General features: G+C 68.5%; 23 protein-coding genes. 6 read left to right on the forward strand and 17 right to left on the reverse strand.

Going from position 1 to position 23,364, the window contains the following annotated elements:
* Window positions 1–3: 3 nt before the first annotated feature.
* Window positions 4–681, forward strand: a complete 678-nt coding sequence (locus AC3WLB_RS05770; protein WP_492504084.1) for a potassium channel family protein — start codon at window positions 4–6, stop codon at window positions 679–681.
* Here the strand turns inward: AC3WLB_RS05770 and AC3WLB_RS05775 are convergent.
* From AC3WLB_RS05775 to AC3WLB_RS05825, 11 genes are all read right to left on the reverse strand, one after another.
* A complete protein-coding gene (locus tag AC3WLB_RS05775) occupies window positions 614–1,330 on the reverse strand; it encodes a DUF4432 family protein (protein WP_492504086.1) in 717 nt (238 codons plus the stop codon). The two genes, AC3WLB_RS05770 and AC3WLB_RS05775, sit on opposite strands and share 68 nt — an antisense overlap.
* On the reverse strand, window positions 1,327–2,250 hold the full coding sequence (locus AC3WLB_RS05780) for a phosphotriesterase family protein (protein WP_492504088.1): 924 nt from the start codon (window positions 2,248–2,250) through the stop codon (window positions 1,327–1,329). The genes AC3WLB_RS05775 and AC3WLB_RS05780 overlap by 4 nt, the downstream gene beginning before the upstream one ends.
* A complete protein-coding gene (locus AC3WLB_RS05785; RefSeq protein ID WP_492504090.1) occupies window positions 2,247–4,286 on the reverse strand; it encodes a hypothetical protein in 2,040 nt (679 codons plus the stop codon). The genes AC3WLB_RS05780 and AC3WLB_RS05785 overlap by 4 nt, the downstream gene beginning before the upstream one ends.
* Before the next feature lie 5 nt (window positions 4,287–4,291).
* On the reverse strand, window positions 4,292–5,128 hold the full coding sequence (locus AC3WLB_RS05790) for a carbohydrate ABC transporter permease (RefSeq protein ID WP_492504092.1): 837 nt from the start codon (window positions 5,126–5,128) through the stop codon (window positions 4,292–4,294).
* A complete protein-coding gene (locus tag AC3WLB_RS05795; RefSeq protein WP_492504094.1) occupies window positions 5,125–6,030 on the reverse strand; it encodes a carbohydrate ABC transporter permease in 906 nt (301 codons plus the stop codon). Before AC3WLB_RS05795 ends, AC3WLB_RS05790 begins: the two co-directional genes overlap by 4 nt.
* An 88-nt stretch (window positions 6,031–6,118) precedes the next feature.
* Window positions 6,119–7,501: an ABC transporter substrate-binding protein gene (locus tag AC3WLB_RS05800; RefSeq protein ID WP_492504096.1), complete on the reverse strand. Its 1,383-nt coding sequence runs from the start codon at window positions 7,499–7,501 to the stop codon at window positions 6,119–6,121.
* A gap of 39 nt (window positions 7,502–7,540) precedes the next feature.
* The gene (locus tag AC3WLB_RS05805) at window positions 7,541–8,362 is read right to left on the reverse strand and encodes an NAD-dependent epimerase/dehydratase family protein (RefSeq protein WP_492504098.1); all 822 of its coding nucleotides are present in this window, start codon (window positions 8,360–8,362) and stop codon (window positions 7,541–7,543) included.
* The gene (locus AC3WLB_RS05810; RefSeq protein ID WP_492504100.1) at window positions 8,359–9,366 is read right to left on the reverse strand and encodes a mannonate dehydratase; all 1,008 of its coding nucleotides are present in this window, start codon (window positions 9,364–9,366) and stop codon (window positions 8,359–8,361) included. The genes AC3WLB_RS05805 and AC3WLB_RS05810 overlap by 4 nt, the downstream gene beginning before the upstream one ends.
* A gap of 36 nt (window positions 9,367–9,402) precedes the next feature.
* Window positions 9,403–10,059 (reverse strand): RraA family protein, encoded by a 657-nt coding sequence (locus AC3WLB_RS05815; protein WP_492504102.1) that lies wholly within the window; start codon window positions 10,057–10,059, stop codon window positions 9,403–9,405.
* A gap of 106 nt (window positions 10,060–10,165) precedes the next feature.
* Window positions 10,166–10,921 carry an IclR family transcriptional regulator gene (locus AC3WLB_RS05820; RefSeq protein WP_492504104.1) on the reverse strand — a complete coding sequence of 252 codons (756 nt, stop codon included), beginning with the start codon at window positions 10,919–10,921 and terminating at the stop codon, window positions 10,166–10,168.
* Window positions 10,922–10,975: 54 nt separating this feature from the next.
* Window positions 10,976–11,989, reverse strand: coding sequence for a lactonase family protein (locus AC3WLB_RS05825; protein WP_492504106.1), 1,014 nt, complete (start codon window positions 11,987–11,989; stop codon window positions 10,976–10,978).
* A 155-nt stretch (window positions 11,990–12,144) separates the two neighbouring features.
* On the opposite strand from AC3WLB_RS05825, the gene AC3WLB_RS05830 reads away from it, so the two are divergent.
* Window positions 12,145–13,089 carry a phosphodiesterase gene (locus AC3WLB_RS05830; RefSeq protein WP_492504108.1) on the forward strand — a complete coding sequence of 315 codons (945 nt, stop codon included), beginning with the start codon at window positions 12,145–12,147 and terminating at the stop codon, window positions 13,087–13,089.
* On the opposite strand, the gene AC3WLB_RS05835 is transcribed toward AC3WLB_RS05830, so the two are convergent.
* Entirely contained in the window at window positions 13,025–14,671 is a 1,647-nt protein-coding gene (locus AC3WLB_RS05835; protein ID WP_492504110.1) for a stealth family protein, read from the reverse strand. The two genes, AC3WLB_RS05830 and AC3WLB_RS05835, sit on opposite strands and share 65 nt — an antisense overlap.
* 149 nt (window positions 14,672–14,820) lie before the next feature.
* Window positions 14,821–15,222 (reverse strand): DUF6855 family protein, encoded by a 402-nt coding sequence (locus tag AC3WLB_RS05840; RefSeq protein WP_492504112.1) that lies wholly within the window; start codon window positions 15,220–15,222, stop codon window positions 14,821–14,823.
* Window positions 15,223–15,370: 148 nt separating this feature from the next.
* Here AC3WLB_RS05840 and AC3WLB_RS05845 point away from each other — a divergent pair, with 148 nt between their 5' ends.
* Window positions 15,371–16,156 (forward strand): hypothetical protein, encoded by a 786-nt coding sequence (locus AC3WLB_RS05845; protein WP_492504114.1) that lies wholly within the window; start codon window positions 15,371–15,373, stop codon window positions 16,154–16,156.
* A 46-nt stretch (window positions 16,157–16,202) separates the two neighbouring features.
* Window positions 16,203–17,525 carry a DNA repair protein RadA gene (gene radA, locus AC3WLB_RS05850; RefSeq protein ID WP_492504116.1) on the forward strand — a complete coding sequence of 441 codons (1,323 nt, stop codon included), beginning with the start codon at window positions 16,203–16,205 and terminating at the stop codon, window positions 17,523–17,525.
* Window positions 17,526–17,688: 163 nt separating this feature from the next.
* Here the strand turns inward: radA and AC3WLB_RS05855 are convergent, their stop codons facing one another.
* Window positions 17,689–19,278: a carboxylesterase/lipase family protein gene (locus tag AC3WLB_RS05855; protein ID WP_492504118.1), complete on the reverse strand. Its 1,590-nt coding sequence runs from the start codon at window positions 19,276–19,278 to the stop codon at window positions 17,689–17,691.
* Window positions 19,279–19,387: 109 nt separating this feature from the next.
* On the opposite strand from AC3WLB_RS05855, the gene AC3WLB_RS05860 reads away from it, so the two are divergent.
* The gene (locus AC3WLB_RS05860) at window positions 19,388–19,546 is read left to right on the forward strand and encodes a hypothetical protein (RefSeq protein WP_492504120.1); all 159 of its coding nucleotides are present in this window, start codon (window positions 19,388–19,390) and stop codon (window positions 19,544–19,546) included.
* Window positions 19,547–19,568: 22 nt separating this feature from the next.
* On the opposite strand, the gene AC3WLB_RS05865 is transcribed toward AC3WLB_RS05860, so the two are convergent.
* Genes AC3WLB_RS05865 through exaC form a run of 3 tightly spaced genes read right to left on the reverse strand, consistent with a single transcriptional unit; the run spans window position 19,569 to window position 22,266 of the window.
* Entirely contained in the window at window positions 19,569–20,246 is a 678-nt protein-coding gene (locus AC3WLB_RS05865; protein ID WP_031281800.1) for a hypothetical protein, read from the reverse strand.
* Window positions 20,247–20,275: 29 nt separating this feature from the next.
* Entirely contained in the window at window positions 20,276–20,695 is a 420-nt protein-coding gene (locus AC3WLB_RS05870) for a DUF779 domain-containing protein (protein ID WP_492504122.1), read from the reverse strand.
* Window positions 20,695–22,266 carry an acetaldehyde dehydrogenase ExaC gene (exaC, locus tag AC3WLB_RS05875; protein WP_492504124.1) on the reverse strand — a complete coding sequence of 524 codons (1,572 nt, stop codon included), beginning with the start codon at window positions 22,264–22,266 and terminating at the stop codon, window positions 20,695–20,697. Before exaC ends, AC3WLB_RS05870 begins: the two co-directional genes overlap by 1 nt.
* Window positions 22,267–22,416: 150 nt before the next feature.
* Here exaC and AC3WLB_RS05880 point away from each other — a divergent pair, with 150 nt between their 5' ends.
* Entirely contained in the window at window positions 22,417–23,364 is a 948-nt protein-coding gene (locus tag AC3WLB_RS05880; protein WP_492504126.1) for a helix-turn-helix domain-containing protein, read from the forward strand.

Here is a 23,364-nt window from a genome sequence, read left to right on the forward strand (position 1 = left end):
GGCATGGTCGACGAGGAGTCGCGGCGCAGGACGTGGGAGACCACGACCTCCGTTCCGCTGGTCATCCTCTCGCTCCTGTTCATCGTGCTCTACACGGTGCAGGTGCTGACGCCCACGATGAACCCGGGCGGCACCCTCGCGCTCACCATCGCCCTCTCGGTGATCTGGCTGAGCTTCGCGGTGGACTACGTGGTGCGCCTGGCACTCGCGCGCAACAAGGCCCAGTTCGTGCGGTCGACTCCCCTCGACCTGCTGTCGGTGCTGGTGCCGGTGTTCCGCCCGTTCCTGCTGCTCACCCGACTTCGCGACATCCCGTTCTTCCGCCGCCGCTCGGGCAATGCCGTTCGGGCCACGGTCGTCATCTACGCGACACTGTTCGTCATCCTCTTCGTCTACTCCATCTCGCTCGCCGAGCTCTCGGCCGAGCGGGACGCCCCGGGCGCCACCATCACCACCTTCGGCGACGCCGTCTGGTGGGCGTGCGTGACCATGACCACGGTCGGGTACGGCGACTACTACCCCGTCACCGTGCCGGGGCGAGTACTCGCGGTGGTGCTGATGTTCGGCGGGGTCGCGATCCTCGGTGTGGCGACCGCGACGATCGTGTCGTTCCTCAACGAGCGGATCGGTCGGCGCCCGCATCAGGGCGACGACTCGTCTGCAGGTCGACCTGGAGACTGAACTCGACCGAATCCCCCGCCGCGAGGATGCGCCCTTCCGATTCCGCGCCCGTCCGTTCGGCCGCGAACAAAGGGCTCGTGCTCGGTTCGACAGCGAGAACGTATCCGCCCGGCGCCGGCCACCACCACTGGAACAGACGCGGAAGCGTGTCCCGGCTCCAGCGGACGCTCGCCGAGGTGCCGCCCGGGGGCCGGATGCGCACGACACCCTCTCCGAACCCGGCCCACCGATGCTCCACCAGCTGCGCATCGACGCCATCCTCGGCCAGGGCGACCGGGGCGGAGGCGTAACCCAGGTTGACCACACGGTCCTGGATCGCGAGTCTCGAGCGGCTGGTTGCCGCTGTGATCGTGCGCCGGAGCTCGAGTCGATGCCCGAACGTACTCACCGCCGGCACTGAGCCCGTGATCGTCAGCACGAGGTCGGCTTCGACCAGCTCGGTGTGCCAGGACACGTCGATGGCGGGTGTGGAGTGGTGCGAACCGTGGAAGGGCAGACCCTCGCGCGCCACACCCACGTTCTCGAGTCCGCAGGTGGTGACCAGCCCGCCCACACGCTCGACCGACACGTCATCGACCGTGACGAGCGCTTCCGCCGACGCGACCGCGCCTGACTCGAGCAACCACCGAGCGGTCGGCTCCGCGCTCATCCGCTCGGACGGGTGGCGAAGAAGCGCTGCGGATTCGTCGTGACGAGCGCCTGTGCAACCTCGGCACCGAGCCCGGCGGCCTCGAGTTCTGCGAGGAAGCGGCCGGTCACATATCCGTACCCTTCTCCGCCGTAGCTCGCGTAGTGGCTCGTTCCGCACACGTCGTGCGAAAGCAGGATGCGGTCGGCATGCCCGGACTCGACGGCCGCGACGATCAGACGGATGGCACGGTCCGTCTCGTACTGCACGCGGCCCCGGAGGGTGTCGAAGACCAGGGTGGCACCGAGGTCGAGGAGCTGCCGGTGGTAGCGAGGGTCGGGCCACGTGTCGGCGTGACCGATGGCCACGCGATCCGCGGCCACTCCCTCTTCGGCGAACAGCCGCAGCTGCTGCAGGCCGACGTCACTGCCGAGGGAATGCGTCACGATCGGGAGGCCCGTCGCGAGCGACGCGCGCGCCGCAGCCCGGTGCACCCGCTCCTCCGCGGGATCGATGAACGGCAGATTCGTGCCGATCTCACCGATGACACCGGGACGAACCCCCTCCACTCCATCGCGGATCTCGGCGATGAAGTGGTCGGCGAGCTCCTGCGTCGACGTGGTGATGATCGCTTCTTCATAGAACGGCGTGCGGTAGCGGCCCGTCCCCATGACGATGTGGAGCCCGGTCGACTCGGCCATCGCCCGCAGAGCGGCCGGGTCGCGGCCGATGTCCGGAGTGGTGAGGTCGACGATCGTCCCGCCCCCCAGGTCGGCGAAGCGGCGCAGCTCGAGCTCGGCCAGTTCCGCATCGTGGAGGTACATGTCGCGATGCGGTTGATACTCGCGATAGAGGTTGATGAACACGTGCTCGTGGGAAAGCGTCACCCCGAGCTCAGCCGCATCCACCGCACCCGAGACGGTCATCACCGTGCCGCTCACAGGCCGTTCCCGATTCCACCCAGCATGCATCCGATCTTCTGGCCACTGACCGTGTAGTATAAGGCCTGATCGGAAAGCGGAGTGGTGCCGGTCGTCGAGATGCTGCCCGACGCCCAGTAGTTCGCCGGGGTCGTGGCACCGGTGTAGGTTTCCGCGATCATCGAGGCCGGCGTGTTCACCGCCGTCGTCGGGCAGACCCAGGAAGTGAGCGCCGACGTGGAGTAGTAACCGGTGGACGGCACGCCGCCGTAACCGGCACCCGCGGTCTCCATCAGGCTGAGGGAGTTGCCCGAGACGTTGACGTTCAGCAGACCGCTGACCAGCGCCGCGTTGCCGACGTAGGCGATCTGCCCGTTGGTGGTGTTGCCGGTGATGGTGAGTCCGTTCCCGCCGGTGGCCGTCACACCGGAGCCCCGTCGGGCGGTGTCGGCGTAGGTGTAGGGGCGCACACCGGCGATGATGCCCGTGTTGTAGTGCGCCGCAACGCTCGTCCACATCTGGTTGTCGGTCATCGAGAAGCCGTTGAAGTCGGCGATCGGGTCGGGACCGTTCGAATCGAACGGGCTGACCATGAGCGCCCCGTAAGCGGATTGCCCGGCGTTCAGGATGATGTTGTCGTGCACCTGCGACTGCTGCCGGCCCGGACCGGTGGTGCACACCGGCCCCGAGCTGGCGGTCTCGTTCTGCACGCACGAACGGAACACGATCAGCGAGACGTCCGTGGCGTCGATGATCGAGTTGCCGGAGACCTCGGTTTTCTCGCAGCCGATGTTGAAGCCGTCTGTCCAGGTCGCCTGGCCCGCCCCCGGTGAACTCGAGTTCGGGGCCGGCGCATGGTGGGCACTGTTGTACGCGGTGACCAGATTGTTCTGCACGTAGTTGGTGCCGCTGCAGGCCATTACGTCCGGGTCAGCCGGGGTGCTGAGCACTTTGTTCCACAGACCGACGGTCTGCAGCTGAGCCGATCCGGCCCCGTTGCCGATCTTCGACTCGAGCACCGACGTGCCCGATCCGCCGAGCGTCATGATGTTGCCGCAGCTCTCGCAGTAGGAGTCCGGCACGTTGGCGTTGCCATCGATCCAGACCCGACTGACCTTGCCGCCGTCGGCGACGCGAATCATGGCGGTCTTCGAGAAGTCGATGTTCGTGGTCGAGCCGGGCTTGTACGTGATGAAGGTGCTCCGCGTGGTACCGGAGACTGTCCACGCCCGCACGAACCGGGCCATCGTGGCGTAGCTGTTCGGTGTGGGCGTCGCGAGGCCCGCGGCGTCGCCGGCCGCGCAGGTGGTCAGCGTCACTCCCGGTGGCACGCGTAACCCGCCGGCGAACGTCCCGGTGCCGGTGGGCGCACCGTCGATCACGATCACGGCGCCCTGGGCGAGTTTGACCGCTCCGCCGGCGGGCGTGGCGTTCAACGTGGTCTGAAGCTGGGCCTGGGTGATGCCCGAGAGACCGCATCGGGCGTCGGCCGGCGCTGCTGTCTGAGCGGGATCGACCTGCGTGTTCCAGTAGTAGGCCGAGGGGTCGCGCTCCCAGCTCGCGCCGGAGCAGATCGAGTTCGTCGCCAGCGACGAGAACTCGGCCGAAGCGAAGACGGCGTCGACCAGACCACTCCAGGTTGCCGCCGTCTGGCTCGCGACCTGGGCGGCCACGGTGTTCGCCAGATCTGTGCTGGAAGGATCGCGGTTCAGTCCCGCGCGGTAGAGCGCTATGGCTCGTGCGCCGAGCGTCTGGTGCGACGCGCTCGTGTCCGGGATGGGGTAGGCCGCCGCGAACTCGGCCGACTTGAGTACAGCCTTGCCGTATGGCGCCAGCGTGCTGACCGAGCATCCGTTGGCGATGAAGTCGTTCTGCATCGCGTCCCAGGCCGCGGCATCCGGTGCCCGCCCGAGCCCCTCGGTGTAGATCTTCGCCATGAACTGCCCCGGAACCGCCGAGTACGGCACGGCTTGGGCCGACATCGCCGACATCGCCGGCACGACCGCCAGACCACAGGCCACCAGCACGGCGGCGATGATCGATATCACTCGTTTCACTCTGCTCATCCTTTGATCGCGCCGACGACGCCGGCATTGAAGTACCGCTGACCGATCAGATAGAGGATGATCACCGGGATCACGAGGAACAGGGAGCCGGCCATCACCTCGTTCCAGTGCACGACGTTCGCGCTCGAAATCCGCTCGAGCCCGATCGGCAGCGTGTAGAGCCCTTCGTCGCTCAGCGAGATGCCGCTGACGACGTATTCGTTCCAGACAGCGACGAACGACAGGATGCCGACGGTCGCGAAGGCCGGCTTCGCCAGCGGCGCGTAGACGCGCACGAAGATCCAGAACTCGTTCGCGCCGTCGATGCGTGCGGCCTCGCGCAACTCCTTCGGCACGGTGTCGAAGATGGTGCGGAACAGCAGGATGGCCAGCGGAGCCGTGCTCGAGGCGAACACCAGGGCCAACCCGATGTGGGTGCCGAGCAGTCCGAGCTGCTGTTGCAGGAGGATGATCGGCAACAGCGTCACGATGCTGGGGACGAAGAGCAACGCGACGAAGACCCAGAACAGCGCGTTCCGGAACGGGAAGCGCAGCACCGAGAACGCGTAGCCCGCCGCCGGGTAGACGACCAGCACGATCACCAGGGTCGTCGCGGTGACCGAGATGCTGTTGAGCAGGTAGGTCTCGAAATGCAGATTGCCCCAGGCTTGGGTGATGCCGTCGAGGGTGAATTCGCTCGGCCACAGCGTGCCCGAGGAGGTGGCATCGCGCGAGGTCTTGAAAGCGCCCGAGAGCATCGAGAGGAACGGGTAGACGCTGATCAATCCGTAGACGACCAGTACGGCGGCGATGACGACCCGGCTGGCGACGCGGGCGGCGACGGGACGGTTCATCGGCGTGACCTCCTGATTCGGGGCTCCCGGTCGCGGCGCGTGATGAGCCGGAAGGTGATGAGCGAGATGAGCACTCCCGCGATGAAGAGCAGCCAGCCGAGGGCGCTCGCGTAGCCGTACTTCGCACTGGAACTGAACGCGAACTGGTAGGCCAGGTAACTCAATGTGGTCGTGCTGTCCAACGGGCCGCCGGCCGTCATCAGCAGGATGATCTGGAAGTCCTGCAATGCTTCGCGCGCGCAGACGATGAGGATGAGCACCGTCGTCGGCCGCATCAGCGGCCAGACGATGTGCCGCAGCACGCGGCCGCTGTTCGCGCCGTCGAGGGCTGCGGCTTCGATCAGCTCGGGGTCGAGCGACTGCAGCGAGGCGAGGTACACCAGCATGCCGAACGGCACGAGCAGCCAGACCATGACGGCGATGACACTCGGCAACGCGGTCTGGGGGTTGGAGAGGAATCCGTCCGGCTGAGCGAGGAAGCCGAGCCCGAGACCGTTCAAGAGGCCATTGAGGCCGCCGTTCGGAAGGTAGAGGAACCGCCAGGCGTAGAGCACTGCGATACCAGCCGTGACGTAGGGGAAGAAGAAGATGGTGCGGAGTAGGCCGGAAACACGCTTGCTCAGTCGGTGGATGCCGTAGGCGAGCGGGAGACTGATCGCGATCACGAGCACTGGCACCACGATGAGGAAGGCGAGAGTGTTGCCGAGGGCGCGCAGCACGAGCGGCGCTGCACGCGAATCCGCCCCCAGGAGGTCGAAGTAGTTCTGCAGACCGACGAAGTCCTGAACCGGATTGATGCCGTTCCACTCCACGAAGCTCAGTTGCAGACCGGAGAGGATCGGGTAGAGCCCCAACACCGCCAGCATGATGAGCGCCGGCGCCAAGAAGAGGAACGGGGTCACGCGGGAACTGAGCGGCCGAGCCCGCCGCCGGCGCACCGCCCGGGGAGACGCTGCGCTCGCAGCGCCTCCCCGGATCGACCTGGTCTCGCTACTGAGCATTCCAGGCCGACTGGTAGATGGACTGGATGTTTGCCGCCACCTCGTCGGGTGTGCCCTCGCCGCTGACGAGGCGCGCCAGCTCGACCGCCACGTCGTGCTTGATCGGCGGGGTGGCCTGCGGATCGGCCGAGGTGTCGTCGGGGTTGAACAGCGAGGCGGGGTCGGTGCTGAGTGAGCCGATCACCGAGGCGAGGAGGGGGCTGTCGGTGAGTTTCGCCGAGTCGATCGCGGTGGCCGGCACGTCCTGCGCACCCTTGGCCCAGATCAAGGCACCGTCCGGGCTCGTCAGGTACTTGATGAAGTCGACGGCCTGCTCCGGATTCGCCGATTGGCTGCTGACGGCCGCCGAGAGAAGTGCGATGGCCGAGACCGACGCCTCCGGCTGCTCCGAGCCCGCGGGCGCCGGAACGGGGAAGGTCATCAGGTCATCGAGAGCGAGTCCCTGATCGACGACGGAAGGCACGGTGTAGGTGCCTCCCACGTCCCACGCGGCCTGGCCCTGCGCGAAGGCGGTGTCTGCTTCGGGCAGACCGAGCGAGAGCACGCCGGGCGCCCAATACGGCTGAAGCTGGTCATAGAGCTTCAGTGCCGAAGTGCCGTCCGGGCCCGTCCAGCCGGTGTACCCGTCCTTCGTCTGCAGGGCCTCGAGGCCGTCGGCGCCGAGAAGGTGAGCAGCCATGGGCCGGAACAACCACTGGTAGGCACCCTCCGGCGTCTGGAGCCCATTGATGATCCCGCCCGATTCAGGGGAGTATTCCGACGTCTTCTTGACCGCCGCGACGAAGTCCTCCCAGGTCGCGGGAGGCGCATCCGTCGGCACCCCTGCCTCCTCGAGCACCTTCTTGTTGGCGACGATGACGCCGGACGAACCCGCCAGATACGGGATGCCGTAGATGTGACCGGCTTCGAGCGACTCCAACGAATTCTGGGAGTCCGATGCCGAGTTGTCGATGGCGGTCTGGGTCAGCGTGGCGGCGTCCATCATGCCCGGCAAGAACTCCGCCTTCCAGTCGTCGTCGACGTAGTCGGTGAGGTCGAGGGTGATGCCGGATGCCGCGAACTGGAAGTTCTCGACATCAGCTCCGAGGGTGATGATGTCGGGCAGGCTCTTGGAGCGGGCAGCCGCCTGCAGCTTCGTGGTGTAGGCCTCACGGGGAGAAGTGACCTCGATGTCGACTTTGACGCCGGTGTCTTTCTCATACTGAGCGGCTACCGCCTCAAGACCGGCGGCTCCGGTGGAGCTGTACGTCCACATCGTGAGCGAGTCGCCCGCCGCGCTCGGCGTGGAGGACGCGCATGCCGACAGCGGCACGATGGTGAGCGCTGCGATCGCCGCTCCGGCGAGCAGGGTACTGGTTCTGCGATGGTTCATCTCTGCCTCTCTTGGGTGGATGGTGCGGGTGACTCGGCTTCAGTCGACGACGATCCGTCCTTCGAAGCCGAAGACGTCTCGGGCGACGTCTGTTGTGTACCCGCACTCGATGCCGGTGGCGTCTCGGGCGGGGTAGAACTGTCGGGCGGCGTCGGCGAACCCGTTCGGCACGAGGGACGAGGGGCTCACGCAGTTCGCGATCACCAGACCCTCGAACTCGGCGGTCGCGGCGAGGGCGACGGCCTCCCCGGCGTCCTCGGTGGTGAGGTAAGCCCAGAGTTCGCGGTGCGCATGGTCGGCGGAGGCGTGAGCCTCCGTCATCCGCTCTCGCACGACCGTCTCGCTCGAGATGTTCGGCAGGCGCAGCGACGCGATGCTCATGCCGTAGCGACGAGCGATCATCCTGGCCGTGGCGTCATCGGTCTCCTTGCCGAGCGCGTACGCGTCGGAGACACGGAGCTCGGAGGTCTCGCGCAGCGGAATCTCCGGGGGGTCGGTCTCGGCCGCCGCATAGACCAGGCCGTAGATGGAGATGCTCGAGGCGACCACCGCCCGCCGGACTCCCGCCTCCGCCGCCGCGTGCAGCACGTTGAACGTGGCGCAGACGTTGTTGCGGAACAGGCGCGCGTCGGAGACCACACCCGGCCCGGGGATGGCGGCCAGGTGCACCACCGCGGTGACACCCTCGAACGCCTCACGCGGCAACTCGTCGTCGGCGAGCTCCGCGGTGATCCACGGCACCCCGGGAAGCGCCTCCGCGGCGTTCCGCGACACCCCAACGACCTCCCAGCCGCGCTGCTCGAATGCACTCACGGCCGCGCGGCCGACTAGCCCGGCCGCGCCGGTGACGAGCGCTTTCATCGGTCGAGGATCGAGAGTATGCCCTGCATGTACCCGATCTCGTGCGCCCGGGCCCGGTGGCCGTAAGACGTGTCCTCGGTCATGAAGGGAACATGGTCGTCCTGCAGCCAACCCTGGAAGCCGACGTCGAGGAGTTGCTGGATGACGTGCGCGGGGTCGAAATTGCCCTCGCCGAGGAAGCACTCGACGAAGTCGGGCACGGTGCCTTTGACGTCCCGGAAGTGCACGTAGCGGATGCGTCCGAGCGGACCGAAGAAGCGGATCATCTCGGCCACGCTCTCGGCGCCGCTCATCTCGGAGAACGTCCCTGCGCAGAGGTTGATACCCCAGGCGGGGCTGCCCTTGGCCATCTCGAACGCCCGCTTGTAGGCATCCGGACTGGTGAAGTTGCGGGCGAAGCCGTTGATCGACTCGACCGGCGGGTCGTCCGGGTGCTGCGCCAACTTCATCCCGACCTCGTCGGCGACCGGGAGCACGGCGTCGAGGAAGTACTGATAGTTCTCCCACAGCTCATCGGTGGTCAGGCCGGGGTCGCCCGCCTCGATCGAGGGCTGGATGACGTCGGCCGGATACATCACCTTGTTGCCGAGGTGCGCCAGCGAGTGGTCGTAGGCCGTTGCTGTGGCGCCCCCACGTGCTGGTGCACTCATCGAGGTGCGCCAGACACCGTTCGGCATGAAGTGGTAGCCGAGGATGGGAATCTCGGCCGCAGCCATGTTGCGGATGGTGCGGCCGTAGTTCTCCAGCTGTTCGTCGCGCCCCTCACGGCCGAGGATGATCTTCTCGTACGTGCCGTAGGGCAGATTCTCGATCACCTCGAGGGTGAGACCGCGCTCCTCGCACCGCCGCTTCAGATCGACGAGGTCGTCGGTCTTCCAGTACCCGTCGACGGCGGGGATGTCGGCGGTGGTGATGTTGATGCTCGTCACTCCGAGCTGCCGAGCGAAGTCGGCGATGGAGTCGTCGACTTCCTGCACCTGGCAGACTGCGATTCGAATGGCCACGTCCTGGTTCCTCCTCATCCGCTCCGGCCACGCGGCCTAGAGCACTCCGAACTGCTCGAATGCGGTCGCAACCGGCATGCCCTCGGTGAGGGCCGCCCGCATGGTCCGCTCCGCACCGACCTTCTGAAAAGCCCGCTCGATCGCCTCGTCCAGAACGTCGGCCGGCACGAACACGATGCCGTCCTCGTCAGCGAAGGCCAGATCGCCCTGCCGCACCAACACGCTGCCGATCGACACGGGCTGCCCGATCTCGACCACCTCGTCACGGCCGAAGCTGTCGAGGGGACGGTAGCCCCGGACGACCGTCGGCACACCGAGAGTGCGGATCTCCCGGGCGTCGCGAGCGAACCCGTCGACGATCACGCCCGCCCCGCCAGCCTGGCGCACCGCGGTGGCGAGCAGGCCGCCGAACAGGGCACTGGTCGAGGACGCCGCTGACGAGATGACCAGCACCGAGCCCTCATCGAGGCCGTCGATGGCGGTGAGGAGGTGGCGATACGGTTCGACCGGCTCAGCGCTGACCTGCACAGCGCGGGCAGTGTGCACGCGACCCACCACCTTCTGTCCGCTCGTCGCCTGCACGAACGGCAGGTCAGCGACCTGTCCGGGGCGGTCGAGGGCGTCGAGGACGTCGCTCAGCACCCCCGTGAAGAGGTGCTCGCGGATCTCGTCGAGGGTTCGTGAGGTGGACACATATGCTCCGTTTCGCCTGGTAAGTGGAGCGTATTGTCTACTGAAACAATTGGCAAGAGTTTTGACGCAGATCGGCCTCAAATTTGCTTTTTCGGGTCAATCCGTTTCATCTAATGAATTCGGTGATGAGGGAATGGATGCGATCGCCGACGCTCTCGACTTTGTCGTACGGCATCCGTCCGGTCGGGGCTGAGACGCTGATGGCGGCATCGGCACCGGGGATGGCTACCGCTACGCAACGTCCCCCGAGCTCGTTCTCTTCGTCATCGATCGCGTACCCTGCTCGCGCCACTTTGCCGAGCTCCCGCTTCAGATCGGGCCAATTCGTCACGGTCCGCGGGGTTCGCGCGGGAAATTCGTCGCCGAGCACCGCGTGAGCGCGCTCTTCTGGCCACGATGCGATGATGGCTTTGCCCAGAGCCGTGCAGTGAAGTTCGTCGAGAGTGCCGGGGTGCGCAACCAGACGAACGGACTTGGGACTCTCGACGATGTCGAGGTATGCGACCTGACGACCTTCCAGGCGCCCGAGATTGGCCGTCTCGCCGAACTCGTCCCGCAGCGTCTGCAACACCGGGTGGGCCTGCTCGATCAGGTCGGTCACGTCACCCACCGCCATGCGGCGTATCGCAGAGCCGAGGCGATAACTCCCGCCGTCCGGGGTGCGCTCGACGAACCGCCTGTTCTCCAGCGTGGTGAGATAGCGGAAGGCCGAGCTCTTCGGCAACCCGCAGGCATCGGCGATTTCAGGCAGCGCAACCGCATCCCGCGCGCCGGCCAGGATCTCGAGGATGTCGCAGGTGCGATCGACAGCCCGGATCGTGTACCTGCCGTGGTCGGCCTCGACCAGCTCGTCTGCAGACACGCGCGCCTCCGATTCACTCAATGGAACCATTGTTTCAGTAACCGCAGAATCTGGCTATCGCCTGGTCGCTTCGATGATGCAGGCCGGAGATGCGATTGGGAGCGACTGCACCACTGCCCAGTCACGTGCATCCGCAGATCGGATGTCGACCAGTTCGATGCGCGACGATGCCTCCTCCGCGACGAGGAGATAGTCGTGGGTGACGGCGAAGTGCCGGGGCTGCCGCCCCCCGAGGGCGATCTCGGCAACGGGAAGCGGGTCACCCTGGGTGATGTCGAACACCGCCAGGGTGTCCGCACCCCGATTCGCGAGGACGAGCAGCGGCCTGCCGGGCACGATCGCGAGGTGAGATGGATGGTTGAGCACGCCGGAACTCGTGCTGGGGAACGAGCCGACGTGGCGCCGCTCGCGACCGGTCGCCCGCACCCAGTGCAGCGATGAGTCGAGTTCGCCCGTGATGTACAGCCGGTCGCCGACCGGCTGCAGGTGCCGTGGGCCGGAGCCGGCCGGCATGCGCACCACGGCGTCCGGCACCGGAGGCCCGCCAGGGATGCGACGATAAAGCGTGAGCTCGTCGGTACCGAGGTTCGCAGAGACCAGGTGCCCCTGCCAGTACGCGGTGCTGTGCACGTGCGACGCCTCTTGACGGTCGGGCCGGGGGCCGGTCCCGATCTCACGGACACGCCAGAGCGGCTCCAACCCGGTGGGGCCGGCTTCGAACGCAGCGAGATCTCCGGTCGAGTAGTGCGACACCACGACCTCGTCGTCGATCGCGGCGAGATGGCAGGGTGCGGCACCCCCACTGGATCGTCGCTCGATCAGATGGATGCCCTCCGAATCCACGCGGAGTCTGGCGAGCTCACCGAACTCCTGCTCCGAAGTCGCAATGAGCTCGCCGCGGTGCGCGACCAGGTAGCTCGCATCGGCGACGGCGGCCGCGCTGGGCAGCACACGCAATCGTGCGGCACCGCCGGGGAGCCGGCTGAGGGCGACCAGGCTGACACCGGCACCCGGGTCACCCCAGCGTGCGTCGGTGTAGGAACCGACCGCGAACACCTGTTCCGTCATCGCCGTCTCCCCCCGGGCCTCGCTAGGAAGCCTAGGTGCTGATAGCGACTCGCCAGCAAAAGTCACCCTTTCGTTCACTTTCGCGTGCTTGAGTCGGTACAGCACCACGGACGGGCGACATCCCGGAGCCCGCACCTCACCCGAATGGACGTCTTGTGACTACCAGAACGGCCGAGTACCCGAGGCCGAACCACTTTCTGCTGCACCTCAGCGACACCCACCTGCTCGCCGGCGGCGGCAAGCTCTACGGCACCGTGGACAGCGAAGCCCACCTGCGCGAGGTGTTCGCCGAACTCGAGGCCTCGGGCGGTCGCCCCGAAGCCATCGTCTTCACGGGCGACCTGGCCGACAAGGGCGAGCCGGATGCCTACGAGCGGCTCCGCGCGATCGTCGAGCCGGCCGCGGCGCGGCTCGGCGCCGAGGTGATCTGGGTGATGGGCAACCACGACGACCGCGCCGCCTTCCGCGCGGGCCTGTTCGGCGAATTGCCGAGCGACCGGTCGGTCGACCGGGTCTACGACGTCAACGGGCTGCGGGTCATCACGCTCGACTCCACCGTTCCGGGGCACCACCACGGCGAGATCACCAGCGCCCAGCTCGACTGGCTGGCCGAGGAACTCGCTCTCGCGGCGCCGCACGGCACCATCCTGGCCATGCACCACCCGCCCGTGCCGAGCGTGCTCGACCTCGCCGTCGCCGTCGAGCTGCGCGATCAGCAGGGGCTCGCCGAGGTGCTCGAAGGCTCCGACGTGCGGGCCATCATCGCCGGGCACCTGCACTACTCCACCACCGCCACCTTCGCCGGCATCCCCGTCTCGGTCGCCAGCGCCACCTGCTACACCCAAGACCTCAACGTCGAGGTCGGCGGCACCAAGGGGCGCGCCGGCGCGCAGGCGTTCAACCTGGTGCACGTCTACGAGCACACGGTGCTGCACTCCGTGGTGCCCGTGGGGAGCTACCCGGCCCTCGACCACATCACGGCGGAGGAGACCCGGCGCCGGCTCGCCGCATCCGGAATCGTCATCGCCGACGCGGTCAGCCCGCGGGTATCGCCAGAACCCCCGATGACGATGCCGATCCTGCTCCCGTCGGGAGTGTGACGGGCGGCGTCGCGGCGTCGGCCTGAGGCACGTTCTCCCACGGCGCGGGGAACGGGAAGTAGCGCTCGAGGAACGAGATGACGGCAGCCGTGCGCTGCTCCACCTCGATCTCGGGCTTCGAGCCGTCGTTCAAGCAGAACATGTCCATCGACCGCTTCTTCAGCAGGGTGTCCATCTGCTTGAGCGCCGAGCGCAGGGTGGTCTCGATGTACTTGACCTTCGCATCCGTCTGCACCACCGCTCGGCCCGTCATGAGCGCGTAGTAGTGGTAGAACGAGTTGGTCACCGAGATGTCGGTGGCCGACCGGAACGGGCTCGCCGCCGTGCGCGCGAAGGCCTCGGGGAACTCCTGCTCCATCTCGAACAGCACGCTCTTGCGCAGCGGTGCCGCACAGTGCTCGAGATGGCGGGTGGTGATGCGGCCGAAGCGCTGCTGCAGCAGCTCCCGGTTCACCCGGGCGGCGTTCTCGAACCCGCTGCGGCGCACGTCGTTCGAGCCGAGCCCGATGCGGGTGGAGGCCTCGACGAACTTCGAGATACCGCCCGGCGAGAAGAACAGGTCGGGCTGCACCGGCCGGCCGAAGAACATGTCGTCGTTGGAGTAGAGGAAGTGCTCGGACAGGCCCGGGATGCGGTGCAGCTGCGCCTCGACGGCGTGCGAGTTGTGCGTGGGAAGGTTCGAGAGGTCGGCGAAGAACTGCTCGCTCGGCACGATCGTGACCCGGGGGTCGTCGGCCAGCCAGGCCGGTCTCGGGGAGTCGGTGGCGATGAAGATGCGACGGATCCACGGCGCGAAGGTGTAGACGCTGCGGAGCGCATACTTCAACTCGTCGATCTGGCGGTACCGCGCCTCGGAGTCGTCGCCGTCGCCGACCACGTAGCTCGCCATGCGCTTGGCGCGGGCCCGCTGGAACTCGATGGCCGTGCCGTCGACCCAGGAGAACACGATGTCGATGTCGAAACCGACGTCGCTCGCGAGCGCGTCGAACATGCCCTCGATGGTGGTCCAGGTGCGCCCGAAGAGCTCGACCGTGGTCTCGACGATCTCGTCGCGGGGGATGATGCGGCGGGTGAGCGAGTTCTCGACCGGCGCCTCGACCACGTCGCCGTTCTCGCGCCAGAACTCCAGCTGCACGGCCGACCCGGCGCCGTAGCGCAGCCGGCCGATCGGCTCGATGCGGGGGCGGAACAGGCGCATCACGCGCGCCTTCGGGTCGCGGGCGAGCTTGCCGTCGGCCACTAGGAGGGCGGGGGCCCCTGGTGCCTTCGAGTAGAAGGGCTCGGTCGCCATCGCGGCCAGGAGGGCTCGCTTGGCCTTCTTGCGGTCGGTCCAGCGCACCGCGAGCACGGGGCGCTCGTCGTTGCCGCGCACCAGCAGGAAGGGAACGTGGGCGTCACCCAGCGCATCCGCGATGAAGAGCAGGTCTTCGATCATGGACTGACGGGGCGTCGCATGCCCGTTGAGACGGGTCAGCTGACCCTTGCGCAGGACGATGTCGTCGCGCTCGAGAGCGACGGGATGCGGGACGGAGGTGCGCAGTACCGATTCGAGGTGAGGGGCTCCTGATACAACATCGGTCAAAGTCGCCTCCTTGGGTCGAGTGGGGTGGTGATGTGCGCTGGTGGTGGGGTCTCCTGCCGTCGCTGCCAGTCCCTTCTACTGTACGTCCATCAGCGAAGGACGGCTCGCGATTCCGCTCTCAGCACGGGTCGCATCCGTCGTTCACGTCGTCAGAGCGCCCGCACCGAGTTGTTGCGAGCCTCATGGGTGAGCTCGGCCAGGCCCAGTTCTTCCAGCAGAGGGGGCAGGTACATTCCGAATCGGCCACGGTAGCCCTTGCGCAGTCCGTACCAGCCGCCGACGGGGTTGCTCTCCGAGCGTCCCCACGCCTCCACGGTGCCGTCGGCCGCGGCCTTCTGCTCGTCCGCGGCGCCGAGCGGCACCCAGCCACCCTGCTCCGTCAGCCAGGCGTGCAGGTCGTCGATGGCCCGCAGCTGGTACTTCAGCGTGGTCGACCCCACCTGGCACACCAGCGTCGGCGGATCGGCGGCCTCGTCGCGGTACATCGAGTAAGCCGACGTACCCGGCGCGGTGGTGAGCTGCCAGGGGTCTTCTGCGGTTCCGGATGCCATGCCCGCATTGTCCTCCACGAGTCACGCGACGGGAAGGTGCAGACACGGAACCATCCCCCGAAACGCGTCGGTGCAGCGTGTTAGCCTTGCCTAAGTAGAGCAGGCACACCAGGCGCGTGCTCTGTCACGAGAAGGGCCCCTTCCTCTGATGAGCTACGTTCGCTCGACCGCACTCGACGAGACCGGCTACGTCGTTCTCGACTCCTACGACCAGGCCGTCGATCCGCAGGAGTGGCTGGGTCTCGAGTACGTCGACTGGAAGTCCTCCGGCGACACGCGGTTCGCGCCGCTGGCCAGCGCGTTCGGCGACATGGAGGTCAACGCGTTCTGGAACAACACCCCGCCCCGCACCGACAAGGACGGCGTCTGGGTCGAGGCCAACGTGGCCAAGGCTCCGAGGCTCACCGCCCGGGCTCAGGAGCCCGGCGCGAACATCGGCCGCTGCCGGGTCATCGAGCTGAAGCCCGACACCTACCCGACCGCCATCTACAACCTGCATCAGGATGACAACAACCGCCTGAACCCCGACGGCACCGGGTGGATCGTGCGCGGCTTCTTCAACCTCTCCGACGACCCGGAGTCCTTCCTCATCCTGCGCGAAGACCGCTTCGACCCCGAGACCGAGGTGCGCATCTCGCTCCCGGCCGGCCGCCAGGTCATCGTCGACACCCAGCGGTTCTGGCACGCCGTCTTCCAGAAGGGCCCGGAGCCCCGCTACTGCCTCATCACGTCGTGGGAGTCCGGCCCCGAACTCGACGCCTACATCGAGAAGTACCACGGCAACCCCCACTTCCCGAGCGTGCCGCTCGACCCGCGAGTGGTCGAGGATGCCCAGACCGAGGTGCGCCGCCGCCTCGCCGAGCGCGCCGCCATCGTCGCGGCGCGGGGCAAGGCCGGCTTCGTCGACGACGAGGACGACAACAGCGACGACTGACGCGCCCCTCCCGGCGGATGTCGGTGGCCGCCCCTAGGGTGGTCGCATGGCAACCCGAACCCCCAGCGCCTACCGCTGCACCGAGTGCGGCTGGCAGACCGCGAAGTGGGTCGGTCGCTGCGGTGAGTGCCAGGCGTGGGGCACCGTGGTGTCATCCGCGTCGAACGAGGGCATCGCGCGCGCCGTGCGGGCCACCGTGCTCGATGCGGCGCGCATCGCGCGGCCGATCACCGAGATCTCCTCCGATGTCGCCGCGCACTGGGCCACCGGCATCGGCGAGTTCGACCGCGTGCTCGGCGGCGGGCTCGTGCCCGGCGCCGCCATCCTGCTCTCCGGCGAACCCGGCGTCGGCAAGTCGACGCTGCTGCTCGAGGTGGCGGCGAAGGCCGCCGAAGAGCACCTGCGGGTGCTCTACGTCTCGGCCGAAGAGTCTGTGTCGCAGGTGAAGCTGCGCGCCGAGCGCACGCACTCCCTCTCCCCCACGCTCATGCTCGCCGCCGAGACCGACCTGGCCACGGTGCTCGGCCAGATCGACGCGGTGCAGCCCCACCTCGTCATCGTCGACTCCGTGCAGACCGTGGCGTCGTCGGCGCTCGACTCGGCGGCGGGGTCGCCCACGCAGGTGCGGGAGGTCGCATCCTCGCTCATCCGGGTGGCGAAGGAGCGCTCGCTCCCGGTGCTGCTCGTCGGGCACGTCACGAAAGACGGCTCGATCGCGGGCCCCCGCGTGCTCGAGCACCTGGTCGACGTGGTGTGCCAGTTCGAGGGCGACCGGCAGACCGCGCTGCGCTTCGTGCGGGCGCTGAAGAACCGCTTCGGGCCGACGGATGAGGTGGGCTGCTTCGAGATGACGGCCGACGGCATCGCCGAGGTGCCCGACCCGAGCGGGCTGTTCCTCTCCCGGGGGTCGGATGCGGTGTCGGGCACCTGCGTCACGGTCGCGCTCGAAGGGCGCCGGGCCCTGCCGGTGGAGGTGCAGGCGCTCGTGGTCGCGACGTCGGCGCCCAACCCTCGACGCGTCACGAACGGGGTCGACTCGTCGCGGGTGGCGATGATCCTGGCAGTGCTCGAGCGGCGGGCGCGAATGAAGCTGAGTGACCAAGACGTGTACGTGTCGACGGTGGGCGGAGTGAAGCTCACCGAACCGGCGGCCGATCTTGCGATCGCGCTGGCGCTCGCGTCCGCGGCCAACGACCGGGCGCTGCCGCATCGGCTCGCGGCCTTCGGCGAGATCAGCCTCGCCGGCGAGGTGCGCCCGGTCTCGTCGAGTCGCACCCGCGCAGCCGAGGCCCGACGCCTCGGCTTCTCCACCCTCATCGACGACGAGGTGGGGCAGCTCACCGTCGCGCTGCGCCGCGCCTTCTCGTAGCCCGGCCCCCGCCGGCCGCGCACGGGCGGCGGGGCACCCGAAGGACGGAGGCCGACGCCAACGTCGGAGCGTGCCTCCGTCGTTCCCGCGAATGCTGCCGAAACTCCGTCGTTGCGGCGGCGCCCCACGCAGCGCGGCCGACGCGCCCGCCGCTCGGGCGGCGTCACACGTGCGGCACGAAGGCCTGCCACGCGAGGCGACGCGACGCGCGCGGGTCGGACTCGACGCGGTCGGCGACGTCGATGATGAGGGTGCGCCGCTCGTTCTCGTCATACCGCGGCCACACCGTCTCGTCGATGCCCCCGTCGCGGGAGAAGGCGAGCCAGTGGCCGCGCATCCGCCGGCCCGCCGCAAGGAACGCACGTCGCCCGCCGAGCGAGGTCATGGTGCGACCGAACCAGCCGTTCATCCGGTCGAAGACGGCGAAGAGCTCGAGGCCGTGGGTGGCGTCGAAGCCCGCCCAGCGCACGAGCCGGGGCGCGATGTCGAAACGGTAGAAGTGCACCGGCTGGAAGCGGGCGTGTCGCTCGGCCACCTTCACGGTCGGGTACCAGAACGCGTAGTCGCCGCCGAAATCGGCCGCTGGGCGCTTCGCGGGCAGCCCGGGGTACTCGGCCTTAATCGCCTTGCGCGCACTCTTCTTCGTGCGCGCGAAGATGGCGCGGATGCGCTTGGGCGTGGTGGCGAGGATGTCCAGCCGCCCCGTGAACAGCGAGCCCTCGCGGTCGTTGGTGCCGATCACGAGCGGCACGGGCGCGGCGCGCCCCTCCTTGAACGCGTCGAGGGGGCGTTCCGGCAGGAAGTCGCCGTCGATCACCGGCGAGAGCACGATGGTGCCCGGATGCGCATCCGGCGTTCTGAGGGTGAGGGCGACGGCCGCCTCGACCAGCTCGACCGCGGCGGCGTCGGCGAGCACCTGCCCCGCGATGTCGTCGGACGTGGATTCGACCCCGTCGGTGTCGATCGACTCGGTCAGGAGTTCGACGAACTCCGACGCCCACACGGCGGTCAACTCGGGAAGATAGACGGCGTTGGTCGGCGAGCTCTGCGCGATCGCGCGAGCGAACAATCCGTGAGCGGCAGGCGTGGCCATGAGCGTCGTGACGGCATTGGCACCCGCGGACTCGCCGAACAGCGTCACGTTGCCCGGGTCGCCCCCGAAGGAGCGGATGTTCTCACGCACCCATTCCAGCGCCGCCACCTGATCGCGCAGACCCAGGTTCGACTCGATCGGGCGTTCGGCCGTGGCGAAGCGCGTGAGATCGAGATAGCCCAGCGCCCCCAGCCGGTAGTTGAAGCTCACGTAGATCACCCCGCCCTCGCGCACGAGCGTCTCCCCGTTGTGCGGGTGTTCAGCCGAGGAGCCGACGCTGTAGGCACCGCCGTGGATGAACACCATCACCGGGAGGTCGCGCGCATCCGTCGCGGGGCGCAGCACGTTGATGCTGAGGCAGTCCTCCGACATGGCGGCGGTGCGGGAGGCGCCGATGAAGTTGCCGTTGCGCGACTGCATCGCGATCGGCCCGAAGGCGGCGGCGTCGCGGATGCCCGCCCACGGCACCACGGGGCGGGGCGCCCTGAATCGCAAGGAGCCCACGGGCGGCGCGGCGTACGGGATGCCGCGCCAGTGCCGCAGCCCACGCCGCCTCCGTTCGACGCCGCGCACGAGGCCACCGGTGACGCCGACCACGAGCGGGTCGCCGGGGCGCGCGGCGGCGCCTTCGGCATCCGCTCGTGACGTCGTGGCGCTCACGGCTGCATGCTACAGGCGTCGAGTGAACGGATGCGCACCAGGTGAACTCCCAGCGCGCGTTCACATCCCCGTCACCCACCGGGCGCGGGGCGGGCGTACCGTCACATCCGTGCCCTCGACGAAGCGACGTCGCCGAGAGCGACGCCTCCACAACCGCTACTACCCCACGGCGCGCCCGCGCCTCCATCTGGCGGGCATCATCGCGCTGGTCGTGACCCTCGTGGCGCTCGCCGCCATCCTCGTCTGGGCGGCCCTCTTCTACAAGTAACCGACCGCGACGTGCGGCGACGTCAGTTGAGGATGAACTGCTTCGAGTCGGCCGAGTCGATGCCCGCGACCTGCACGTTCAGGTGGTACGAGGCGCCCGCGGCCGGCACCTGGGGGCGGTCGGTTGCCGCGCAGGTGTCCTTCGAGGAGCGCGTGCGGTCCCAGGTGAACGGCGTCGACGCCACCGCCACGCCCGGCTCGAGCACGGCCTCGGTGTCGGACGGATCGGTCTGGCAGTCGGTCGACACCCAGTACGTCTCGTCGCCGCTCGTGATCGTGTACACCTGCTGCGAGGTGCCCGCGTTGATCTTGCAGGCCTCCGAGCCGGTGTTCGTGATGGTGAACGAGAGCTGCGGCTTCGTGGCGGCGTCGTAATTCGCGGCGTCGGTCACCGGGGTGATCGAGATGTTCCCGGCCGCACACGCCGCCACCTCGCCGGGCGGGGTCGTCGAGGCCGCATCGACCGCGCCCGGGGTCGACGCCGCATCCGTCGCGGGTGTGTCGCTCGCCGCCGCATCCGTCCCGGGCGGCGGACCGGTGTGGATGACGCCGTTCGACGCATCCGCCGGGCCCGACCCGGGTCGCACCACGATGAGCACCACCACGGCGATGACGGCGAGCGCCACGAACAGCACCACCAGCCGGCGGCGCCAGTACACCTTCTTGGGCTGGGGGCCCACCGGATGCCTGATCGTCGACATGTCCCCAGGGTAACCAGCGGATGCGCGAACTACGGCGCGACCGGCCCGTGAGTCGCGAGGCCGAAAGCTTCGAGTTCGCTGTCATCGAGCAGCCGGGAGCGGATGAGGAAGCGCTTGCCTTCGGGCGCCTCGATCGAGAATCCGCTCCCCCGCCCGTCGACGAGGTCGATGGTGAGGTGGGTGTACTTCCAGTACTCGAACTGCGAGCGCGACATGTACACCTCGACCGGGTCGATGCCGGCCACCGCCAACGTGCCGAGGAGGACGTCGGATGCGCCCACCCGGAACATCCCGACCGGGTAGCACATCGGCGACGAACCGTCGCAGCATCCGCCCGACTGGTGGAACATCAGCGGCCCGTGCGACGCGGCCAGGTGCCGCAGCATGTCCGCTGCGGCACCCGTCACGTCGACCCGCGAGGCGGGCTCCTCCACCGGAGAGTCGGGCATCAGAAGAAGCCCATCGGCCCGTCGGCGTAGGAGACGAGGAGGTTCTTCGTCTGCTGGTAGTGGTCGAGCATCATGCGGTGGTTCTCCCGGCCGATGCCCGACTGCTTGTAGCCGCCGAAGGCCGCGTGCGCCGGGTACTGGTGGTAGGTGTTCGACCAGACGCGACCCGCCTGGATGGCGCGGCCCGCACGGTAGAGCTGCGTTCCGCTCCGCGACCAGACGCCGGCGCCCAGACCGTAGAGGGTGTCGTTCGCGATCGAGATCGCGTCGTCGTAGTCGTCGAAGCTGGTCAGCGCCAGCACCGGCCCGAAGATCTCCTCCTGGAAGATGCGCATGTCGTTGCGCCCCTCGAACACCGTCGGCTGCACGTAGTAGCCGCCGGACAGTTCGCCGCCGAGGTCGGCCCGCTCGCCGCCCGCGAGCAGCTTCGCGCCCTCCTGCTTGCCGATGTCCATGTAGCTGAGGATCTTCTCGAGCTGGTCGTTCGACGCCTGCGCACCGATCATGGTCGACAGGTCGAGCGGGTTGCCCTGCTTGACCTTGGCGACGCGGTCCAGGCCGTCGGCCACGAACCCGTCGTAGATCGACCGCTGCACGAGCGCCCGCGACGGACAGGTGCACACCTCGCCCTGGTTGAGCGCGAAGAAGGTGAAGCCCTCTAGCGCCTTGTCGTAGAACGAGTCCTTCTCGTCGGCGACGTCGGCGAAGAACACGTTGGGGCTCTTGCCGCCGAGCTCGAGGGTGACGGGGATGAGGTTCTCGCTCGCGTACTGCATGATGAGCCGGCCGGTCGTGGTCTCGCCGGTGAACGCGATCTTGCGGATGCGCGGATGCGACGCCAGCGGAGCGCCGGCCTCGATACCGAAGCCGTTCACGATGTTGAGCACCCCCGCCGGCAGCAGGTCGGCGATGAGATCGAGCAGCACGTGGATCGACGCCGGCGTCTGCTCGGCGGGCTTCAGCACCACGCAGTTGCCGGCGGCGAGCGCGGGTGCGAGCTTCCAGACGGCCATGAGGATGGGGAAGTTCCAGGGGATGATCTGCCCAACGACCCCCAGCGGCTCGTGGAAGTGGTAGGCCACGGTGTCGTTGTCGAGCTCGGAGATGCCGCCCTCCTGCGCCCGGATGCAGCCGGCGAAGTACCGGAAGTGGTCGATGGCGAGCGGGATGTCGGCGGCGAGCGTCTCGCGCACCGGCTTGCCGTTCTCCCAGGTCTCGGCGACGGCCAGCAGTTCGAGATTGGCTTCCATCCGGTCGGCGATCTTGTTGAGGATGACGGCGCGCTCGGCGACGCTCGTCTTGCCCCAGCTCTCGAACGCACGCCAGCCCGCGTCCACCGCGCGGTCGACGTCGGGCGCGGTGCCGCGCGCGACCTCGGTGAAGACCTGGCCGGTGACGGGGCTCGGGTTCTGGAAGTACTGCCCGCTCGCCGGCGGCACGTACTCCCCGCCGATGTAGTTGTCGTAGCGCGGTTTGAAGGTGACGACGGAGCCGGCGGTGCCCGGATTGGCGTAGACGGTGGGTGCGGGTGCCGCCGGTGCGGCGGTCTCGGGCCGGTCGGTGATGGTCATGTTCGGTCTCCTTCTGACGACGGTGTCGGATGCGCAGCACGCTACGCGCGGGGAGGTTGCATCCCGTTGCGCGGGCACGGGGCGGGCGGGCGCCGGCGGCCGGCGGCAGGCTCGGGAATGCGGAGCGGGTGTTTCGGGCTTGAACGAGATGTGAGTTCTGTTGCGCTGAGCGAGGTGGCGGTGACCGGCGAGGGCGCCGCGGCATCCGACGACCAGCTCGGCGAGCTGCTCGCGCGCCTGCGCTACCGCGTGCTCGGCGTCGAGTTGCACGAACTGGGCCTCGGTGAACGCCAGCGGCGCGCGGCCGAGCCGACCCTCTACCACCTCGTGGCCGGATCGGTCTGTGTGGTCACCGAGCCCATCGGCGCCGATTCGGGCGCCTGCATGCTGCTGCGCCCGGGCGACGTGGTACTCGTGCCCGCCGCCCGCGACCAGGTGGTCACCGCGGTGGCCGACTCGCAGCTGCTCGTCGTGCCGCTCCGGGCCGAACCGCAGCCGGTCGATGCCGCGTTCGCCGTGGCATCCGGTCGCGCCGCCGACCCCGCGGCCGCGATCGTCGGCGGGCTGCCCGACCTCATCGCCGACTGTGCCGAGGGCCGGCGACGCCCGGTTCTGACCGCGCTGCTCGAGGGCCTGCGCGACGAACGGGCGAGCGACCGCTCCGACGCGGTCTCCCTGGCCGCCGGGCTGGCCGCGCTCGTGGTGGCCGCGGTGATCCGCGAGTGGGCCGAAGACGGATGCGCGGCGAACCCCTCTGGCCGGGCGTGGGAACTGGCGGTGCGCGACCCGCACATCGCGCGGGCGGTCGAGGCGATGCACGACGACCCGGGGGCGAAGTGGTCAGTCGCCGACCTCGCCCGGCTGGCGAACGCGTCGCGCTCAGTGTTCGCGGAGCAGTTCCACGCCGCGGTGGGCGAGCCGCCGCTGCGCTACCTCGCTCGGGTGCGGATGCAGCGCGCCAAGCAGCTCCTCGGGCAGCAGGGCTGGAGCGTGGGGCAGACGGCGGCTGCGCTCGGCTACTGCTCCGACGTGGCGTTCAGCCGCGCGTTCCGCCGCGTCGCGGGCGAGTCGCCGAGCGCCTGGCGCCGCGGCCGCTGA

The organism is Herbiconiux sp. FW305-C-125 (assembly GCF_058783455.1).

Coding starts and splice junctions, on each gene's coding strand:
- AC3WLB_RS05770 (WP_492504084.1), top strand. CDS start 4: ATGGTCGACGAGGAGTCGCGGCGCAGGACGTGGGAGACCACGACCTCC.
- AC3WLB_RS05775 (WP_492504086.1), bottom strand. CDS start 1,330: ATGAGCGCGGAGCCGACCGCTCGGTGGTTGCTCGAGTCAGGCGCGGTC.
- AC3WLB_RS05825 (WP_492504106.1), bottom strand. CDS start 11,989: ATGACGGAACAGGTGTTCGCGGTCGGTTCCTACACCGACGCACGCTGG.
- AC3WLB_RS05870 (WP_492504122.1), bottom strand. CDS start 20,695: ATGCCCGACTCTCCGGTGGAGGAGCCCGCCTCGCGGGTCGACGTGACG.
- AC3WLB_RS05790 (WP_492504092.1), bottom strand. CDS start 5,128: ATGAACCGTCCCGTCGCCGCCCGCGTCGCCAGCCGGGTCGTCATCGCC.
- exaC (WP_492504124.1), bottom strand. CDS start 22,266: ATGACCATCACCGACCGGCCCGAGACCGCCGCACCGGCGGCACCCGCA.
- AC3WLB_RS05845 (WP_492504114.1), top strand. CDS start 15,371: ATGAGCTACGTTCGCTCGACCGCACTCGACGAGACCGGCTACGTCGTT.
- radA (WP_492504116.1), top strand. CDS start 16,203: ATGGCAACCCGAACCCCCAGCGCCTACCGCTGCACCGAGTGCGGCTGG.
- AC3WLB_RS05805 (WP_492504098.1), bottom strand. CDS start 8,362: ATGAAAGCGCTCGTCACCGGCGCGGCCGGGCTAGTCGGCCGCGCGGCC.
- AC3WLB_RS05840 (WP_492504112.1), bottom strand. CDS start 15,222: ATGGCATCCGGAACCGCAGAAGACCCCTGGCAGCTCACCACCGCGCCG.
- AC3WLB_RS05800 (WP_492504096.1), bottom strand. CDS start 7,501: ATGAACCATCGCAGAACCAGTACCCTGCTCGCCGGAGCGGCGATCGCA.
- AC3WLB_RS05865 (WP_031281800.1), bottom strand. CDS start 20,246: ATGTCGACGATCAGGCATCCGGTGGGCCCCCAGCCCAAGAAGGTGTAC.